Raw genomic sequence first — 17,616 nt, 5'->3', positions numbered from 1 at the left:
CCAGCCGCAACCGGAGATAACCGGGCACTATCCGTCGCAAGGAGATGAGGCAGCGTGGAAGGTGCTCGGTGAACACCATCGCCCATTCGAGCCGCAAGAGCATCACCGGGGCTACGTCTTGGAGACTCCACCCAGCTGGCGAGCAGAGGCGGTGGGTTCCATTCTCGGCGGAGGCGTCACTAGCGACATGCGTCAGCTCCGACGCTCGTCGGGCATCGAGAACCGAACGAAACGCCAAATGCCGATCATGCTGGCGCGACAAGCCTCTGGAGGCAACGGAGAGACTGATCATGCGATGCCCAAAGGGAACTTCTAGGGAACTAATGCACAAAACTGCCAGTGGCCAGCATCTATTCGTTCCCCTTAGCGCGGCCAACACGTGTACTTCCGCAAGAAATGCGCTTCCATCGCTGACACCTAGCTCGTAGGCGGCGGAGATATCAGCGCTTCACGTGGCGTTGCGGTGGTGTCCGTAGAAGCGTGCGACGGCGCCTCGGTCGGCGCTCTCGTTGCGGGTGTAGTGCGCCGGCATCGTCGGCGACCGCCATCTCCCCGCGGTCATCAAACTGGGCAACTCGATGCCCGCTCGAGCCAGATCCTGTGCCATTCCCACTCGCGGGGAATGTCCGCTGAAGCCCTCTCCTAGGAGGGTGGTCGGAAAGTCCGGGGGTGGGTCCTCGTGTTGGGGGGCGTGATCGCGGATGATGGTGGGGTGCGCGGTTCGGCTGATGGTCAGGGTTCGATTTTCGATGTCGGGGTGTTGGTGGGCGGCCTGCTCGACACCGAGGGGTTCTTGGTGACGTTGGGGCAGGCTCGGGGCGAGCTGTTCTGTGATGCCGATTTTGATGCGTTGTATGCGTCTGGCCGGGGTCGGCCGTCGCATCCGCCGTCGGTGGTGGCGGCGTTGTTGTTGTTGCAGTTGTTCTATGTGAGGTGTGTCTGACTCTTCGCGACAGATCGCCGGTTTTTTCAGGCCGCATCGGCGGGTGGGCGGTGGTGGTTGGTTGGTCATGGTAGTGGTCGGTTTCGGTGCCAGGCTCGGCGTTGCCGGTCGGCGTTGCGCATCCCTTGTTGGCGGGCGGTTCGGATGGCGTCACCGCGGCTTTCGTGTTCGTCGTTTGGGGTCACGTAGCCGATGGCTTCGTGCAGCCGGACGCTGTTGTGGCGGGCTCGGGCCCGTTCGAGCTCGGCGGCGAGCAGGGCGGGGTCGGTGATCGCGGTGAGGTGGGGGTGCTCGTGTTTGACGTGGCGACTCGATCCAGGCTTGGTCGGTCGGTGTGGAGGGGCGGCCGAAGTGCTGGGCGATCGAGCACAGGGCCATGAACCGGCGGGTGTCGTTGGCGCGCATCTCGGTGCCGTTGTCCGAGATCGCCAGCAGCAGCGGGATCTCGGCTCTGTCGTCGGGGGGTTCGGCGTCGGGGTCGTCGAGGCGTGCCCGCAGCTCGTCGGTGAGCAGCCCCTCGTTGTCGAGGCCGCGCATGAACAGGACCCGAGCGGCGACCGAGTCGGGGTTGGCGGTGAGGTGGGTGCAGATCCATTTGCGGCTGACGAGGTCGACGATCGCGTACGCGTGCTTGGCTGGGCGGCAGGCCGGGAACTGGGTGCCGTCCCAGCACCACAGCTGGTTCGGGTGCCATTCGCACCAGGCCGGCCACGGCGTCTTCGCGCTGCGCGCTGGCCGCGGATCGCCTTGCAGGGCAAGGCCGTGACGGCTCAGCACCCGATCCACTGTCGAGGGCGACACCCACACTCGCTGCTCGTAGGAGCCGCGATGAGCGAGCTTGCGGTGCGAGCGGTCGATGTCGCCCCAGTCGTCGAACAGCGTCACGATCTCGGCTTGTTCCCACTCGAGGAGCCCATGGATCGGGTTCCCGCCCGGGGCGAGGTCCTCAAGACCGCCGACGGCTCGGCGCTGCCGCCAGCGCCACACCCTGCCCCGGTCCACTTCGAGGACCGCGCAGGCCCGGGCCGCACTCCAGCCCGCAGCCGCTGCGTCGCCGATCAAGCCGAGCAGCGCTGCCTTGGCGGCCCCGTCGACGCGGGCGGGGATCGGGCCGCTCATCCCCAATGCGATTTTCCCCGCAGGACCGCCAGCTCGACCGCCTGCTCGACCACCGTGGACTGGAGCCGCTCGACCTCGGCGCGCAACGCCGCCGCCTCGGTCGCCTCTGCACGGGACCGGCGCGGCCGCCCCGGCCTGGACGCCTGCAAAGCGGCGATCGCCCCGTCGCGAGCCACCGCACGCAGCCGAGAGATCACCGAACGATCCACCCCCGCCTCCGCCGCCGCGTCGGCCTGGGTGATCTGCCCGGTCAGCATCCGCAGCCACAAGTCGTACTTCTGCTCCGCTGTCAGCACCCGCTTCGCTATTCGGTCCTGCGAACTCATCGGCCGCAGCCTCCTCCTCTGAGACCGCCAACCCTGCCCGACGCTGCCTGAAAAAACTCAGAACCTGTCGCGCTAAATCAGACGCAACACATATGGCGTGTCGGACCGTGAGGCGCAGCGGCGTTCGCGGTTCGACATGTCGTGGAAAGCGGCTTTGGGTTTGCCGCTGGAGCATCGGGGGATTGCTCATGTGGTGCTGGTGGAGTTCCGGGCGCGTCTGGTTCGCGCCGGGATGGAGTCCTTTTTGGGGGATCGTGTCAAGATCGCTGCCAAGCGCGCCGGGGTGATCGGCCATCGCCGCACGATGGACTCGACCGGTGTGGCGGACTGCGTGCTGACCCAGGACACGATCACGCTCATCAGGTCCGGGGTCCGCAGGTGCGTCGGGGTGCTGGGCGGGATCGACGCCGATGCCGGGGCGGAGCTGGCGGGGCTGTTGTCGCGTGACGACTACGACCGGGGGGCCAAGCCGCAGATCATGTGGGCAGACCCCCAAGCACGGGCGGCTCTGGTCGCGGAGCTGTTCGGCGACGCCGAGACCGTCATCGGGTTCTGCGCCCGTTTCGGGGACCCGGGCCTGGCTGGGGCGGTCGAGCTGTTGAGGGTCGTGGCGGGCCAGGACATCGAGATCGCCGCCGACGACGACGGAGCCCAGACCCCGCGGATAGCTCAACGGGTGGCCCCGGACCGGGTCATCTCCACGGTCGATCCCGACGCTCGGCACGGGCACCGTTCGCGCACCGACCGCTACGACGGCTACAAGCTGCACGTGTCCGCGGATGTGGACTCGGACCTGGTCTGCTCAGCGGCCGCGACGCTCGCGACCACCCACGACGCCGCTGTGATCGAAGACCTCATCGACGCCGACCCGGTCCCGGTCGCCGAGATCATCGCCGACACCCACTACGGATCGGGGCCCACCCGCCAAGCGATGGCCGACCGAGGCATCCACCTCGTCGCCCCCGCCCAGCCGATCCCGACCCGCGGCGACAAGCTCACCAAAGCCGACTTCGACATCGACCTCGAAGCAGCGACGGTCACCTGCCCGCAAGGGAACACCGCACCCATCCCGCCGCCGCGGGGCGCCAAACGGCGCCAGGCGCGGTTCGCAGCAACCGATTGTGCAGCATGCGAGCTCAAGCCCCGATGCACCACACGCGACGGCGGCCGAATCGTCGAGATCAACCCCCACGAAGAACTCCTCGCCCCCGCAAGAGCGCAACGATGGACACCGGAGTTCCTCAGCCGATACCGACTGCGAACCCAAGCCGAACGCAAAATCGCTCAGATCAAGTCCCGCACCAAAAACGTCCCCTGGCGCGGCCTCGACAAGGCCAACCTGTGGCTCGACCTGCGAATCGCCGCCCTCAACCTCGACCGCGCCGGCCGCCTCGGCATCATCAGGTAAAACACCCGCCCCGACCGGCGACCCCGGCCCCCACTGGCCGACCGACGATGCGCCTGGGCATCATCAAGCAGAACACCCGCGCCCAACCCACCCCGAACCACCGACCAGACAACCGCGCACGCTCAACAAACAACACACACCACACCCCAATTGCCGACCACCCTCCTAGCGCTTCGCGTCGCAGCAGAGTTCAGTCGATTGAATCGGCGGCAACGAGCCTGGCTGAGCGGCGCTCGACGGCCAAGCCCTCACCCAACGGGAGGTCGTTCGCGGCGCGCAGGCAGCGGCGCAGTGCCCGCGCCACCGGTCGTTCGATACCGGCGAGCTGACCGGCCAGCTCCGCTGTGCGGCTGTCCAGATCATCGGTTGGGACGACTTCGCACACGATGCCGAGGCGGTGTGCTTCGGCTGCGTCGACCGTGCGGCCGCTGAGCACCAGCGGCAGCGCGGCTGCCGGCCCGATCGCCGCAGTGAGGCTCTGAGTGCCGCCTGCTGCGGGGAGCATGCCGAGCTTCACCTCTGGCAAGCCCATCACTGCGTCGGCGCTGGCAATGCGCAGGTCGCACAGCAGCGACATCTCCAGGCCGGATCCCAGTGCGTAGCCGTGCAGCGAGCACAGCGTGGGTACCGGGAGGTTGACCAGCGGCAGCCACGGGTCGCGGTCCCAGCGGATGCGCCGAGCGTCGAAGATGGAGTCGGCGGTGCCGAATTCCGACAGGTCGGCGCCGGCGCTGAAGTGCTTGCCCTCGGCGGCGAGCACCACGCAGCGCACATCGGGCACATCGCGCACCGCCGTGATCGCCTCGATCAGCCCATCTCGCATCTCGAGGTCGTAGATGTTGAGCGGCGGATGACACAGCGTGATCGTGGCCACGCCGTCGCGGCCGAACACCAGCCGGACCCGCTCAGCCATGACTGGCGCCCTTGCCGTGGGTACACGCAGCCCGGGCGGCGAGGGGTGCGACAGCATCTGCCAGCGATACCCCCTGATGGGGTGACGCGATGCCGGCCAACTGGTCCAGAGCCACACTGGACGCCCGCAGTCCCGCAAGGGGATCGGGATAGGAGTACGCAGGGGGCCTCGGGCCGTCATCCAGCCAACCGAGACCCGACGCGGCATGCACGCCGGTGCCGTACGCGATCCAGTCGCCTTCGGGCGAATCCGATTCGAACGCAGTGATCGCCAAGGTGCGCAGGCTTGGATGAGCTGCACCGAGCTGTGCGGGCAGCAGGTCCAGATTGGCCAGAGCTCGCGGCGAGAGCGACGTGACCAGCAGGTCGGCTGTCGCCAGCATCTCGTCGAGGCAGCGGCGGGCGGCGGGAAGCCGCAGGTCGTGGTCGACGACCGACTTGTGCGCATTCAGCTCGGCGTGCATCGGCGAGCCCGCCAAGCCGTCTGGGCGGGCTGTGGAAGTGACCTTGTGGACTTCAGCACCGGCACGCCCGAGCAGCTCCGTGCACAGCGGGCCGGCCCACATCGAGGTCAGGTCGACGATGTGGGCGCCGTCGATTTCGATCGAGCGCGTCGGTCCGTCGCCGCTTGGGCCCGTTTCCGGTCGGGCGGTTACGGGCGCGGGGGCTTGCCGGCGGTACGGCGTGACCGGCAGGCGCCATTCCTGCGCGGCGGCTGCCACGACTTCGGGGTCAGCCTCGTGGCGATGCACGTCCGCGAAGCGCTCCCAGGTCTCGACGTCGTCTGGCCCGAGGTCCACGCACAGTGCACCGGTGCCCCACTGCAGGGGCTCGCTGGGCACGTCGGCCGTTCCGAGCCTGCGGGGCATGTCAATCCAGGTCGCCCCGTCTCCGACCAGCGTGCGGCCGAGCCGACAGTCGATCTCAGCGGACAGCTCAGCTCCGTAGGCGAACAGGCCCGGCGGCAGCCAATCGCTCATCGCCCTGCACCGAGTCTGATGCTTCGCATGGCTAACGCCCTGCACCGAGTCTGATGCTTCGCATGGCTAACGCCCTGCACCGAGTCTGATGCTTCGCATGGCTAACGCCCTGCGAAGTCTGGGGGGCGCTTGTCGAAGAACGCGGCGAGCCCTTCGGCGCGGTCCTCGGTGGCCGCGAGTTGGTGGTTCAGGTCGCCTTCGAGGCGGAGGCCGTCAGCAAGGGGCATCTCGGCGCCCCGATGGACGGCTTCCTTGGCGAATTCCAGCGCGAGAGGTCCTGCGCCTGCCAAGTCGTCGAGCCAACGCTCGACGGCACTGTCGAGATCTTCTTCGACCGCATGGGTGAGCCCCCACGCCAGCGCGGTCGGACTGTCGACGGCGGCGCCCAAGAGCAACATTGCACTGGCGCGCGACGCTCCCACGGCGCGAGGCAAGCGCTGCGTGCCGCCCCACGCTGGCAGCCCGCCATCAAGCGCAGTACGCATCGAAAAGTGCGCAGTGGGGTCGCACAGGCGCACATCACAGGCCAGAGCGATCTCTAGGCCCGCACCGGAGCACTCGCCGCTGACGGCACAGATCACTGGGCTCCGCACAGCGGCCAGCGCGGATGCCGGATCGGGCTGCAGCTCAAGTGGATCGAAGCTGATGCCCGAGCAGAAGTCGGTGCCGGGCTCATTTCGCAGGATGAGTACCGCCGGCTCTCGCGCCTCACGCACCGACGCGCAAAGCTCAACCAGCGCTCGGGCTGCGGCGCGATCCAGTTCGCCGCCGCTCAGGATGTGCTCGATGCGTTTCAGGGTGCCACCACCCCCTTGGGTGGCCGGCGCAGGTTGTCCGAGTCGGACGCCTCAGTCGGCCCCGTGCCCGCTGATCCGCCTCAGTCGGCCCCGTGCCCGCTGATCGGCCTCAGTCGGCCGACTTGGTCTTCTTCGGCTCCTGCAGTGCCATGTCCTTGCCGTCGCACAGCAAGGTCACCGCGCCCGGCTTGGTGACAAGCACTTCGATGCCGGAATCGGGGTCCTGGTAGCGCTTGCCTACCTTCAGGCCTTCGCCACCTGCGGACGTGGAAATGTTGGCGTCACCGCCCTTGGTGACGATGACCTGCACACCACCGTCGAACTCCAGACGCTCTCCAGCCTTGGTCGCCACAGCATCCCCCTGGTCTCATCGTGTCAATGCGAAAGGTGGTCGGTACGAAGCTACACGTCGCGCACCGGCATTACCTCACAGCGACCGCCTGCAATGCAAGACACAATGACCCCGTGACCGCACGCCAAACAGCGCTTGTCGTGGGCGTTTACCGGGGCTTCGGCAGTCCCGACGAGGTCTTCCCGCTCGGCATGCCAGTGCCACTGCCGCACGGAGCGTCATTAGTCGGCGACGGCGAGGAGTTCCGCAAGCTGCGGATGATCCGGGTCACCGAAGAGGCTGTCTTCGAGCAGCATCCGAAGGCCATCCACCTGCGTTACCCCCGGCTGTACGGTCCCCGTCAGCCGCTGCCTCGTGAATGGCCGCTGGTGCGACGAGCCCTCGACCGGCGCGCCCATCTGGTGGTGGCCGACGGCGGTCTGACGGTCAAGAGCCAAGGATGGGTCGGCAACGCTGCGCACGCCACGCTGCTGGCCTGCGATGCGCCCCCTGCGGCCCTCGGCGGCATCTACAACGTGGCTGACTCGTCTGCGCTCACGATCGCTCAGATCGCCGAGATCGTCGCCGACGAGCTCGGCCACAGCTGGGAGCTGGTTTCGCTGCCGTACGACCTCGCAGTGCCCGCACGACCGCTCGTGGGCAGCTGGTCCACCACCCACCGGGTGCTCGACATCGGGCCGACCGTGCGGGATCTCGGCTATCAGGACGTGCTGGCGCCCACCGAGGCGTGGCGCGCCGCTGCTCGCTGGCTGGCCGATCACCCGCTCGAACGCGGCGGCGCACTCGAGCAACGGCTGGGCGACCCCTTCGACTACGAGGCTGAAGACCGGCTCGTGGCAGCGTGGAAGGACGTTCGGCAGGACCTCGGTGCGGCCGTTGCCGGCATCGAGTGGATCCGCGAGCCCAACTACGGCAGTGCGTACGTCGGCAACCGCCCCAACCCCGGTGTCACCCACAAGCGCGGCAGCCTGAATTCTTGAATTTCGCCAGTACCCCGCCGACTTCGGCGAGCAGCTGAACCGTTCAGCGCGCCAGCGGTCCCCTCAGCAGGCGGCCCGGCACGGCACCGGTCAACTTGCCATGCTCGGTGATGACCTCGCCGTTGACGATCGTGGCGGCGAAGCCCGTGGCGGTTTGGCGCAGCCGGGCAGCACCCGCGGGCAGGTCGTGTACGAGCTCGGGCAGGTCTGGCGAGATGGTGTCAGGGTCGAACACATTGACATCGGCAGCCATGCCCGGAGTGAGCACCCCCCGGTCGGCGAAGCCCCACGCCACGGCGGGGACCTGGGTGATGCGATGCACTGCCTCGGCCATTGTGAACTCCTGGCGGTCGCGCACCCAGTGCCCCAGAAGGTGGGTCTGCAGCGACGAATCCATGATCTGGGTGACATGCGCACCACTGTCGGAGAACGTGGGGATCGCGCGCGGGTGCTTCATCAGTTTCAGCACCAGATCCTGGTCTTGGTTCGCTGCGGCCTGGATGAAGAACAGCTCGAGGTCGCTGTCGAGCGCGACGTCCACGAAGGCCTCCATCGGGTCGACTCGGCGCTCTGCGGCAATCTCGGCCATCGACCGGAACGGCGGGAGCGGCTGAGTCAGGGGGTATACGTGCTCCCACTGGGGCTTGCGAGCCTCTGCACCGATGGCGCGCCCGTAGTCGCCATGGGTCGCCTCAGCTACCAACCTTGCCCGCGTCGCAGGATCCTCCAGCGCGACGCGCTGTTCAGCGAGCGGCGCCTTGCGGAAGTCTCGCCACGCCGGCAGTGCGTCGAACGGCAGGCGGCTGCGGAACGACAGCAGCACCCCGAACTGCCGGGTGAGGACCTGGGCCCATGAGGCGCCTCCGGCGGCATTCAGCCGATCGACCAGATCCATCACTGGCTTCCAGTGATGCTCAGCGCTGGACAGCGCCAGCATTCCGAAGGTGATCGGCACTCCGGTGCGCGCCCCCAGCTCGACCACCTTGGCGATATAGGCCTCCCGGCGCTGAGCGTCGCGGGTTCGAAGGTCGGGATGGTTGGCGAGCTCGAAGATGCCCGCGCCCATCGCACCCATCTCGCTGACGAGCGCGTCGATCTCGGACCACTCCGCCAGCCGGGAGGCAATCGGACGGTTGTCGGAGGTCTCGTGGTTGTACGAGAGCGATGTGGTGAAACCGACCGCGCCGGCATGCAGCGAGTCGCGCAGCTGCCCGACCATGAGTGCCAGCTCTTCGGCGTTGGCGCCGCGCTCGAATGCCGCTTCGCCCATCGCCCATGTGCGCAGCGCCGAGTGGCCCAAGTAGCCCGCGTAGTTGATGCCCTTGGGCGTCGCGTCGACGAAATCGAGGTACTCGGGGAAGGTCTCCCAAGTCCAGTCGATGCCTGCGGCCATCGCCTCGGCAGAGATGTCCTCGGCTCGTTCGAGGTTGCGCACCACCAGGTGACGGGCGTCGCTGCGAGCAGGTGCCAGCGTGAAGCCGCAGTTGCCCATCACAACGGTGGTCACGCCGTGGAAGCACGAGCTCTCGCCCATCGGATCCCAGGCAATCTGCGCATCCATGTGGGTGTGCACGTCAACGAATCCCGGCGTGACGACATGGCCCTCTGCGTCGATGATCCGGTCGGCCCGCCGGCCGGCCAGTGCACCGGGCGACTCGGAAATCTCGGCAACGACGCCATCGGAGATGCGCACGTCGGCACGGCGTGGCTCGGCACCCGTGCCGTCCACCACCGTGCCGCCTCGAATCAGCAGATCCTTCATGGTCGTCCCCTCCGTCGGGGCCTCATCCGGCAACCGCACGTGCTGTCAGCACAGATGCGTGCGCGCTGTGGTCAGGTGGCCAGCTCCGTGTTAGCGCGACCCCTTGACCTGCACAGTAACGACATCGAGGCCGTAGTACTTCTGATGCTGCACCGACGATGTGTAGTGGCGGAGCAGGCGCAGCGTCATCGTGCTTGCGTCGACGGAACCCGCGGCGCCCTCGGCTTCCTCGCCCAGGTACGCGAGCCGGTCCTCGAGGTTCTCTTCGTCGAAGACGGCCATGAACTCAAGTTCCACCACGGTTCTTGTGGGACGCGCCGCAACGATCAGTCGGGGCACGACGTCGCCAGAGCTGGACTCGTCCAAGTCGAGCAGGCTCATCAGTGTCTCCTCACCAACAGAGCGCAGCCGATGCGTCGACGGGCCGTTCCAGCCGAGTCGGGCAGCGATCGACGCGAGGTACTCGTCGAGCTCGCGAAGGCAGTCAATGCTCAGCGCGACCTCAAGACGCCTGCGGTCCCGCCCCCCGAAGAGATTGGTGAGCCACACCATCACAATCGCCAAGAGCGCGCCGACCGTGACCCCGTTGTTGGCCAGCGGTCCCCACACGCCGCCGAGCAGATCGGCGATGAGCGTGCCCTGATCGACGCCGGCACCGACAGCGAAAGATACGCCCAATATGACTGCATCCCGGCCGTCGAGTCCCCCTTGGCTCGCCGTTCGGATGCCGCCGACGAACAGCAGCCCCACAATGCTCAAGAGGTACGCCCCTGCGACCGGGCCCGGGACGGCGAGCAGAACAGCCGTCAGTTTCGGGAGCAGGGCCAGCGCCACCAAGGCTGCACCGATGTAGTACCCGACACGTCGTGCCGCGACCCCGGTGAAATTGGTGAGTGCCGTGCTGTAGGTCCCCCAGCTGCACAGGGGTGGCGACCCGACCGCTCCGGCCAGCACCAAGCCGGCACCGGTGACGTTGATCGAGCCCTGCACGCGACGGAAGTCGGTGACGCGTGGAGTGCGGTAGGACTGCTGCTGCACGAGCACGTTGTCGCCGATGTTCTTGATGCCGTCGACAAGCGCCACGAGCGCGAACACCGGCAGCAGCGACCAAAAGCTCGCGCCGAAATTCGGCTCGAAGCTGGGGAACCCTGAGCCCGGAAGGCCCACCCACGGCGCATCGACGATCACCTGGGGGTCGTACATCCCGAACATCAGGGCAACTGCGCAACCCGCTCCGATCGTCATGAGCGGCGCCATGATCCTCCATACCCCGCGTGATGCCAGAGTCAGCACCGTCGCAGCGACCAGCGTCACCAGGCCGACGATCACACCGCCGGCTGCCGCTGTGCCTTCGGGTACGTCCGAGATTCCGTTGAACGACGCGGGCAGCAGCGTGACGGCGATCAGCATCAGCACGGTGCCCGAGACCAGCGGCGTGATGATCTTGCGCAGCTTTGGCAGCCACAGCGACAGCGAGAGATATGAGATCGCTGCAGCCGCAGTCAGGCTCGACAGCATGGTCGGCCCGCCTTCGGCGAGTGCGAGCACCGATATGGCCACATAGGACGGTGATGCGCTCACCATGAACGACATCCCGGAGCCGAATCTTCCGACACGGCTCGCTTGCAGAGCAGTGAGGATTCCGCTGACCAGCAGCGCGGCGAACACCGTCCACGACACATAACTGGCGTCCTGGTCGCTGGCATGCGCGGCGAACGATGCCAACAGAACGGTCGGCCCCATGATCAGGAGCACGCCCTGCAGGCCGACGCTCATGCTCACCCGTGCCGGACACGCATCGTCCGGTTCGTAGTGGACGGCGCCTTCCGATGTGTCAGCAGCCATCGGCGCCGCAGCTTAGTTGCGGGCTGTTCGGGCGCTCGCGGGCGGCACGCCAAGGCTGCGACGGGCCGCGCCATGTGCTCGAGCTCGTGGAGACGCGCCTCCGACTAGCGTCAAAGCGCCGGATGACGCGCACGCAGGACCGCATCGGGGACTGCAGCTTCGACCGCACTGGCAGTTACGGCATCGAGGGAGGCAACGATGTTCGAAGAACATGTGGCAATCGACACGGGCGATGGCGTGATGAGCACTTTCGTCGTGCGTCCCGAGCTCACCGAGCTCCGGCCGGGACCGTTCCCCACGGTGCTGTTCTTGATGGACGCTCCCGGCAAGCGCGATGAGCTGCTGGACATGGCGCGGCGCATCGCAACGGTCGGGTACTACGTGATGCTGCCGAACCTGTACTACCGCGAGACCCCGGGCTTTACCGTGCTGCGCGACGATCCCGCGAGCGTCGAATTCATGTTCGGGATGATGTCGAGACTGTCCAACGCCATGGTCGCCCGTGACGCCGAGGCGATGCTGACCCACGCCGAATCCGACAGCTCGGCCAGCACCGACCAAGTCGGCACGACCGGCTACTGCATGACCGGCCCGATGGCGCTGTGGATCGCAGCCGAGTTCCCCGAAACGATCACAGCGGCCATCTCGGTGCACGGTGTGCGATTGGCTGTCGACGCAGACGACTCGCCGCACCGTCGCTCCGCGGACATCAAGGGCGAAGTGCTGGTGCTGGCCGCCGAGTTCGACGACTACGTCGACCGCGCCCACTATGACCGGCTGTGCGCTTCGTTCGTCGAGGCGGGCACCAACGCGAATTGCCACTGGCTCGAAGGCGTTCATCATGGATTCGTCTTCCCGCAGCGCTTCGCATACGACAAGTACGCGGCTGAGCGCCACTGGGAACTCCTGCACGACCTCTTCGCCCGCCAGCTCAGTTGACGCCGGTGGCGGGCGCGGCCGTATTTTCGGCCCAGGGCAGCTTCGAGATAGCTCCGAGATGATCCGTCTGACGGGTTCCGACGGGGAGCATGCGGTGCTCCACGACATGGGCGGCAGCGGGGCACCGCTGCTGCTGACACACGGCAACAGTCTCAACGCCGGCATGTGGGCCACAGTGGTGCCGCACCTGCAGGATGGCTTCCGCTGCTGGGGACTCGACTTCCGTGGCCACGGCGCAGCGCGGCCCCAGCACGACGACATGTCCGTCGAGCGCAGCCGCTTCGTCGACGAGGTGCTGGCCGCCGCAGGACCGCTCGGCGGCGAGCCGCTGCTCGCAGCCGGTCACTCGCTGGGGGGGTCCAGCTTGCTGCTCGCCGAGCTGGCTCAACCGGGTTCCTACACGGGACTGTGGTTGTATGAGCCGCTGCTGGCTCCGCCCGGCTCGCCCCGGCCAGAGGCCGATCACCCGCTCGTGCAAGCCTCTCGGAGGCGACGCATCCACTTCGAGAGCCTCGACGAGGCGTACGAGCGATTCGTGTCCAAACCGCCCTTCTCGGGCTGCGAGCCCGAGGCGGTGCGCGCCTACTTGGAGTTGGGCACGTACCCGACGGATGACGGTGCCGTCCGACTCTCCTGCTCGGGGGACACTGAGGCGCGCATTTACGTGACCGGCCTTTCGATCGAGTACACCCGACTCGGCACTATCAGATGTCCTGCCGTCGTGGCTCGGGGTGGCAGCGGGGCCATGCGCAACGACATCCCGCCCAAGCTCGCACAGCCGATCGCCGAAGCCCTCGGCGACGGTCGACTCGAGGTCTTCTCGGAATTCGGTCACTTTGGCCCGATGCAAGACGGCGCGGCGATCGCGCGGTCCATCCGCTCCCACCTCGAGCCGCTGGTCGCTGCATAGGAGCCGCTCGCAGGGGCGTCCGCGACACTGTTCGCCCGCGACGACGGCTAGCTGAGGCATTGCCCAGCAGCCTGCTGCGTCACAGTCATATGCTCCCGCCGTGACTCTTGAAGCAGAAGCATCCCTTGTCATTGCCCAGCTCAACGCCTTGGACCGACCGACGTTTCAGGATGTTGGCCCCGATCGTGCCCGCAAGGGCTTCGAGGAGTTGCCCCCCGGTGGCCTGGAGGTCGACGTCGCGAGCACTGAGGACCGAACGATCCCCGGGCCTGATGGCAACGACATTGCGGTTCGCATCTACCGACCCGGCGACGGTGCTTTGACAGCTGACCACAGTGGCGTGCTCGGCTGCCTCGTGTACTTCCACGGCGGCGGCTGGGTCGTCGGCAGCATCGAGACCCATGACCTGACGTGCCGCTCCCTCACGATGCTGGCTGGCGTTGTCACGGTGTCGGTGGACTACCGCCTCGCTCCCGAGCACCCATTTCCCGCGGGTCCGAACGACTGCTGCGCTACCACGCAATGGGTGATCAACAACGCCGCTGAGCTAGGCGTCGACTCGCGGCGCGTCGCCATCGGCGGCGACAGCGCAGGGGGCAACCTGGCGGCCGCGGTGGCGCTGATGTGCCGCGACGCAGCTGCGAACGATGACGCTTGCGGACAGCCTGCACTGCAGGTGCTCATCTACCCGGTCACCGATTACGACCGCGACACCCATTCGATGATCGCCAACGCCGAGGGCTACCTGCTGACCCGCGCCACGATGGAGTGGTTCGATGATCTCTACTGCCCGCCGTCGGAACGAAAGAACCCCTACGCGGCCCCGCTCGCGGTCGACGACCCGTCTGGGGCGGCGCCCGCACTCGTCATCGTGGCCGGCCATGACCCGCTGCGTGACGAGGGCGTCGACTACGCGAAAAAGCTCGCCGAATCCCAAGTGCCCACGACGCTCATCGAGTATCCCGGCCAGTTCCACGGCTTCTTCGGCATGACCCGCTTCCTGGATCAGGCCATCGAAGCCCAAGAGCTCACAGCCCACGCGTTGCGCCGCGCTCTTGCGCCAGCCAAGTAGGAGGACAACCGATATGCCGTTGCGAGACAGCCACCAACCAGGAACGCCGTCGTGGGTCGACCTGGCAACGACGGACGTCGAGGGCGCTCTCGACTTCTACGCAGCCGTGCTCGGCTGGGAGTACGAGCGCGACCCAACCGGCGAGATCAACTACGTCATGGCAGTCGTCAACGGGCGCCCTGCCGCTGGCGTGTTCGACATGCCCCCCGAGATGCTCGATGAAGGCGTGCCTCCCTGCTGGAACGTCTATATCACTGTGGCCGACGCCGACGAGTTCGCCGCACGCGTCGCCGCGGCTGGCGGGGCGGTCATGCGACCACCAGTGGACGTGCCCGAACCAGGGCCCAACGCCGCGGGCCGCATGGTGATCGCTGCCGACCCGACCGGCGCAGTGTTCTGCACGTGGGCGCCGATCGCCGCCATCGGGGCCGGCGTCGTGAATGCTCCCGGCGCCTTCACGTGGGCAGAAGTCGCCACGCATGACAACGACACCGCTTCGGCCTTCTACGGTGAACTGTTCGGCTGGGATGCCGGAACGATGGAAGGCGTGCCCGAGGGACCCACGGTCTTCACGCTCGACGGAGCGCCGGTCGCGAGCACGTCGATGGCGCCGCCGCCCGGGGTGCCACCGCATTGGCGGGTGAGCTTCGGCGTGTCGGACGTTGACGCCGTGTGTGCCGAGGCCACTGCGCGCGGCGGCAATGTGATCGTGCCGCCGTTCGACTGGGGCCCGGGCCGCATGGCAACGTTGGTTGATCCTGCGGGCGCCGCCTTCGACCTCGTCACCCTGACCGACTGGCCCGCCTAGCGGGTCTAGCGCAGGGCGCCGGTCTTCCTGAGGTGGGCGATCTCGGCGTTGCTGAGGCCCAGCACCTCGGTGAGCACCTCGTGGGTGTGCTGACCCAGCGTGGGAGCGGGCGCTTGCACGCCGTTGGTGCCGTCGGCCAGCAGCCACGGGATGCCGACGTGGCTCATCTGGCCGACGACGGGATGATCGAGGCGCTCGATCAGGCCGCGGGCCGCCAGGTGAGGGTTCTCTTCCAGCGATCGCACGCTGAGTGACGGGAACGCCGGCACCCCGACGGTCTGCAACAGCTCAGTGACGTCCCACTGGTCTCGGTCTCGAGTCCACGCGCCGATGACCTTGTCGAGCTCGGGCTCGTTGGCTTTGCGGTCTGCAGCGGTATGGAAGCGCTCGTCGGCAGGATCTATGCCGGTGAGGGCCGCCAGCGCCGCCCACTCGTCTTCGTCGACGCAGCAAATGGCGACCCAGTCATCGTTGCCAGCGCACCGGTACAGGTTGTGCGGCGACCAGAGCGGATCCGAGTTGCCCATCGGCGCCGGCTGGGTGCCGCGTAGCACCCATTCCATCCAACCCTCAGCCGTGCATGCAGTCGTTGCCTCCCACATGGAGGTGTCGATGAACTGGCCCTCGCCCGTCCGGCGCCGCGCCACTAGCGCGGCCACGAGCGCGTACGCCGTGGCGATGCCGGCCGCCGGGTCGCCGAGCGACACCCCCAGTTCCTCGGCGCCGCCGCCGGGATAGCCGGTCATCGACGCCAGGCCCGACAGCGGCCCCGTGGTCGGTCCGTAGCCCATGTACGACTTGTAGGGCCCGTGGTGGCCGTAACCGCTGATGGCACCCACGATGACGTCGGGACGCTCAGCAGCCAGTGCCTCGTAGCAGAGCCCCCACTCATCCATGACGCCGGTGGCGTAATTCGAGACCACCACGTCGCACTCCAGCGCCAGCCGCTTTGCCAGCGCCCGGCCCTCGGCGGTGCCCATGTCGATCGTGATGCTCTTCTTTCCCTGGCCGTACTGGTTGAAGTAGCCGTTGGTGTCGAGCGTGGGTTCGTGGTGCGCCGATTGCGTCGGCAGGCGGCGTCCCAAGTCGGGCCGGGCCGCCGATTCGATCTTGATCACCGTTGCGCCTAGATGCGCAAGGTGCAGTGTGCAATATGGACCTGCCCAGACCCAGCTGAAATCTGCGACAGTCACGCCGTCGAGCGGGCGATCGGTCTTGGCCGCAACGCCCGGAGGCGTCGCTGCCGCGCCGCGCTCGGCCTCGAAGCCGGCACCGTCGTGCTCACCGAGGGCAGGCGCCGGACGGCGGATCGACCACCACGGCTTGGTCAGCCGTGACGGTGCGCCCGGGACGGTGATGCTGCCCAGTCCGGGCTGGTCGTAGGTCACGAGGAAGTCGCGGGCGGCCAGATGCGGGTCGGCGGCCATCTGCGCAACCGTGTTCACGGGCGCGAATGCCAGCCGTTCTCGCTGCCCCCGGTGGAACAGCTCCGTCACCGATTGGGTGGCGATCCACTCGCCTAGCCACATGCGCAGCAGGTCTTCATTCTCGAAGCGGCTCTCGACAGTGTCGAAGATGGCCATGTCGGCCCACTCCGGCCGGCCCATGAAGTCCTTCAGCCGCTCCCACTGGTCGGCTTCGACGCACACGACGAAGATGTGCCCGTCGGTGGCCGGAAACATCCCCCACGGATTCAGGATGCGAGCGCCCAGTCGGCTGGGGTTCTCGCCCATGTAGGACCAGCTGATGAACGCTGCCTCCAGCATCCCGATGACGTAGGACATCTGGGCGAAGTCGATGTGCTCGCCGTGTCCCGTGCGTTGTGCTCGGTCGACGGCGGCGAGCGCAACACAGGCCGCGGCGAACCCGGATTGGAACGCCGCCTGGTGGCCGTGGGGCTTCAGCGGAGGCAGCTCGGCATTGTGCACGCAGCCGGGAGTGAGCCAGCCCCATCCGCCACCGTGAATGACCTGCAATTCCTCGGCTCGCCAATGCGCATACGGCCCCGTCTGGCCGAACGGCGTCACCGAGATCGTCACGAGCGACGGATGCTGTGCACGCAGCGATTCCGCCGACAGGCCGAGCTCTGCTGCGGTGCGCGGGGCCAAGTCGTGGATGAACACGTCTGCACCTGCGAGCAACTCGTGCAGCGCAGTGCGGTCTTCGGGGTGCGCAAGGTCCGCAACGACGCTGCGCTTGTTGGTGTTGATGGCGGCGAACAGCCCGCCCATGCCGCTCGCGTTGCTGTTGCCTGGCGGGAACGGCCCGCGATGGCGTGCCCGGTCGCCCTGGGGCGGTTCGACCTTGATGACATCGGCACCCAGGTCGGCGAGCAGCTTGGCGGTCCAGGGGGCAGCCACCATCTGTCCCATCTCGACGACACGGATGCCGTCGAGCCCGCGCGCGGTCATCGAGATGTCAGGTGCGCGCTGAGGTCGCGCGCTCCTCCCGAGTTTCGTCGGA

General features: G+C 67.5%; 17 protein-coding genes. 7 read left to right on the top strand and 10 right to left on the bottom strand.

Annotation, left to right across the window (positions count from 1 at the left end; all coding sequences use genetic code 11):
• Positions 1-448 precede the first annotated feature (448 nt).
• A complete protein-coding gene (locus ACPXYO_RS05415) occupies positions 449-607 on the bottom strand; it encodes a hypothetical protein (protein WP_423917392.1) in 159 nt (52 codons plus the stop codon).
• A gap of 84 nt (positions 608-691) precedes the next feature.
• Here ACPXYO_RS05415 and ACPXYO_RS05410 point away from each other — a divergent pair, with 84 nt between their 5' ends.
• Positions 692-943: a hypothetical protein gene (locus tag ACPXYO_RS05410; protein ID WP_423917390.1), complete on the top strand. Its 252-nt coding sequence runs from the start codon at positions 692-694 to the stop codon at positions 941-943.
• 150 nt (positions 944-1,093) lie between these two features.
• Here the strand turns inward: ACPXYO_RS05410 and ACPXYO_RS05405 are convergent, their stop codons facing one another.
• A complete protein-coding gene (locus ACPXYO_RS05405; RefSeq protein ID WP_423917387.1) occupies positions 1,094-2,062 on the bottom strand; it encodes an integrase in 969 nt (322 codons plus the stop codon).
• Positions 2,059-2,388, bottom strand: a complete 330-nt coding sequence (locus ACPXYO_RS05400; RefSeq protein WP_423916776.1) for a helix-turn-helix domain-containing protein — start codon at positions 2,386-2,388, stop codon at positions 2,059-2,061. The genes ACPXYO_RS05405 and ACPXYO_RS05400 overlap by 4 nt, the downstream gene beginning before the upstream one ends.
• A gap of 97 nt (positions 2,389-2,485) precedes the next feature.
• On the opposite strand from ACPXYO_RS05400, the gene ACPXYO_RS05395 reads away from it, so the two are divergent.
• Positions 2,486-3,796 (top strand): transposase, encoded by a 1,311-nt coding sequence (locus ACPXYO_RS05395; protein WP_423917385.1) that lies wholly within the window; start codon positions 2,486-2,488, stop codon positions 3,794-3,796.
• Between the two features lie 190 nt (positions 3,797-3,986).
• Here the strand turns inward: ACPXYO_RS05395 and ACPXYO_RS05390 are convergent, their stop codons facing one another.
• The 4 genes from ACPXYO_RS05390 to ACPXYO_RS05375 form a co-directional block, all read right to left on the bottom strand.
• Positions 3,987-4,709: an enoyl-CoA hydratase/isomerase family protein gene (locus ACPXYO_RS05390; RefSeq protein WP_423917383.1), complete on the bottom strand. Its 723-nt coding sequence runs from the start codon at positions 4,707-4,709 to the stop codon at positions 3,987-3,989.
• Positions 4,702-5,688, bottom strand: a complete 987-nt coding sequence (locus ACPXYO_RS05385; protein WP_423917380.1) for a CoA transferase — start codon at positions 5,686-5,688, stop codon at positions 4,702-4,704. Before ACPXYO_RS05385 ends, ACPXYO_RS05390 begins: the two co-directional genes overlap by 8 nt.
• A 101-nt stretch (positions 5,689-5,789) precedes the next feature.
• On the bottom strand, positions 5,790-6,404 hold the full coding sequence (locus ACPXYO_RS05380; protein WP_423917377.1) for an enoyl-CoA hydratase/isomerase family protein: 615 nt from the start codon (positions 6,402-6,404) through the stop codon (positions 5,790-5,792).
• Positions 6,405-6,594: 190 nt separating this feature from the next.
• Entirely contained in the window at positions 6,595-6,837 is a 243-nt protein-coding gene (locus ACPXYO_RS05375) for a hypothetical protein (RefSeq protein WP_423917374.1), read from the bottom strand.
• Between the two features lie 113 nt (positions 6,838-6,950).
• Between ACPXYO_RS05375 and ACPXYO_RS05370 the strand changes: the two genes are divergently transcribed.
• Positions 6,951-7,817: an NAD-dependent epimerase/dehydratase family protein gene (locus tag ACPXYO_RS05370; RefSeq protein ID WP_423917371.1), complete on the top strand. Its 867-nt coding sequence runs from the start codon at positions 6,951-6,953 to the stop codon at positions 7,815-7,817.
• 43 nt (positions 7,818-7,860) lie between these two features.
• On the opposite strand, the gene ACPXYO_RS05365 is transcribed toward ACPXYO_RS05370, so the two are convergent.
• Together ACPXYO_RS05365 and ACPXYO_RS05360 are read right to left on the bottom strand one after the other, a co-directional pair.
• Positions 7,861-9,579, bottom strand: a complete 1,719-nt coding sequence (locus tag ACPXYO_RS05365; protein WP_423917369.1) for an N-acyl-D-amino-acid deacylase family protein — start codon at positions 9,577-9,579, stop codon at positions 7,861-7,863.
• A 90-nt stretch (positions 9,580-9,669) separates the two neighbouring features.
• Positions 9,670-11,424 carry a uracil-xanthine permease family protein gene (locus tag ACPXYO_RS05360; protein ID WP_423917366.1) on the bottom strand — a complete coding sequence of 585 codons (1,755 nt, stop codon included), beginning with the start codon at positions 11,422-11,424 and terminating at the stop codon, positions 9,670-9,672.
• A 198-nt stretch (positions 11,425-11,622) separates the two neighbouring features.
• On the opposite strand from ACPXYO_RS05360, the gene ACPXYO_RS05355 reads away from it, so the two are divergent.
• The 4 genes from ACPXYO_RS05355 to ACPXYO_RS05340 all read left to right on the top strand — a co-directional run bounded on the left by ACPXYO_RS05355 (position 11,623) and on the right by ACPXYO_RS05340 (position 15,153).
• Entirely contained in the window at positions 11,623-12,363 is a 741-nt protein-coding gene (locus ACPXYO_RS05355) for a dienelactone hydrolase family protein (RefSeq protein WP_423917364.1), read from the top strand.
• A gap of 58 nt (positions 12,364-12,421) precedes the next feature.
• Positions 12,422-13,273 carry an alpha/beta fold hydrolase gene (locus tag ACPXYO_RS05350; RefSeq protein WP_423917361.1) on the top strand — a complete coding sequence of 284 codons (852 nt, stop codon included), beginning with the start codon at positions 12,422-12,424 and terminating at the stop codon, positions 13,271-13,273.
• A 100-nt stretch (positions 13,274-13,373) separates the two neighbouring features.
• Positions 13,374-14,345 (top strand): alpha/beta hydrolase, encoded by a 972-nt coding sequence (locus ACPXYO_RS05345; RefSeq protein WP_423917358.1) that lies wholly within the window; start codon positions 13,374-13,376, stop codon positions 14,343-14,345.
• 13 nt (positions 14,346-14,358) lie between these two features.
• Entirely contained in the window at positions 14,359-15,153 is a 795-nt protein-coding gene (locus tag ACPXYO_RS05340; protein ID WP_423917355.1) for a VOC family protein, read from the top strand.
• Between the two features lie 5 nt (positions 15,154-15,158).
• Here the strand turns inward: ACPXYO_RS05340 and ACPXYO_RS05335 are convergent, their stop codons facing one another.
• Positions 15,159-17,564, bottom strand: a complete 2,406-nt coding sequence (locus tag ACPXYO_RS05335; RefSeq protein WP_423917352.1) for a CaiB/BaiF CoA transferase family protein — start codon at positions 17,562-17,564, stop codon at positions 15,159-15,161.
• Positions 17,565-17,616 lie beyond the last annotated feature (52 nt).

Source organism: Candidatus Poriferisodalis sp., from assembly GCF_965237655.1.
GTDB lineage: Bacteria > Actinomycetota > Acidimicrobiia > Acidimicrobiales > Poriferisodalaceae > Poriferisodalis.
This window is presented reverse-complemented; position numbering and strand designations above follow the sequence as displayed.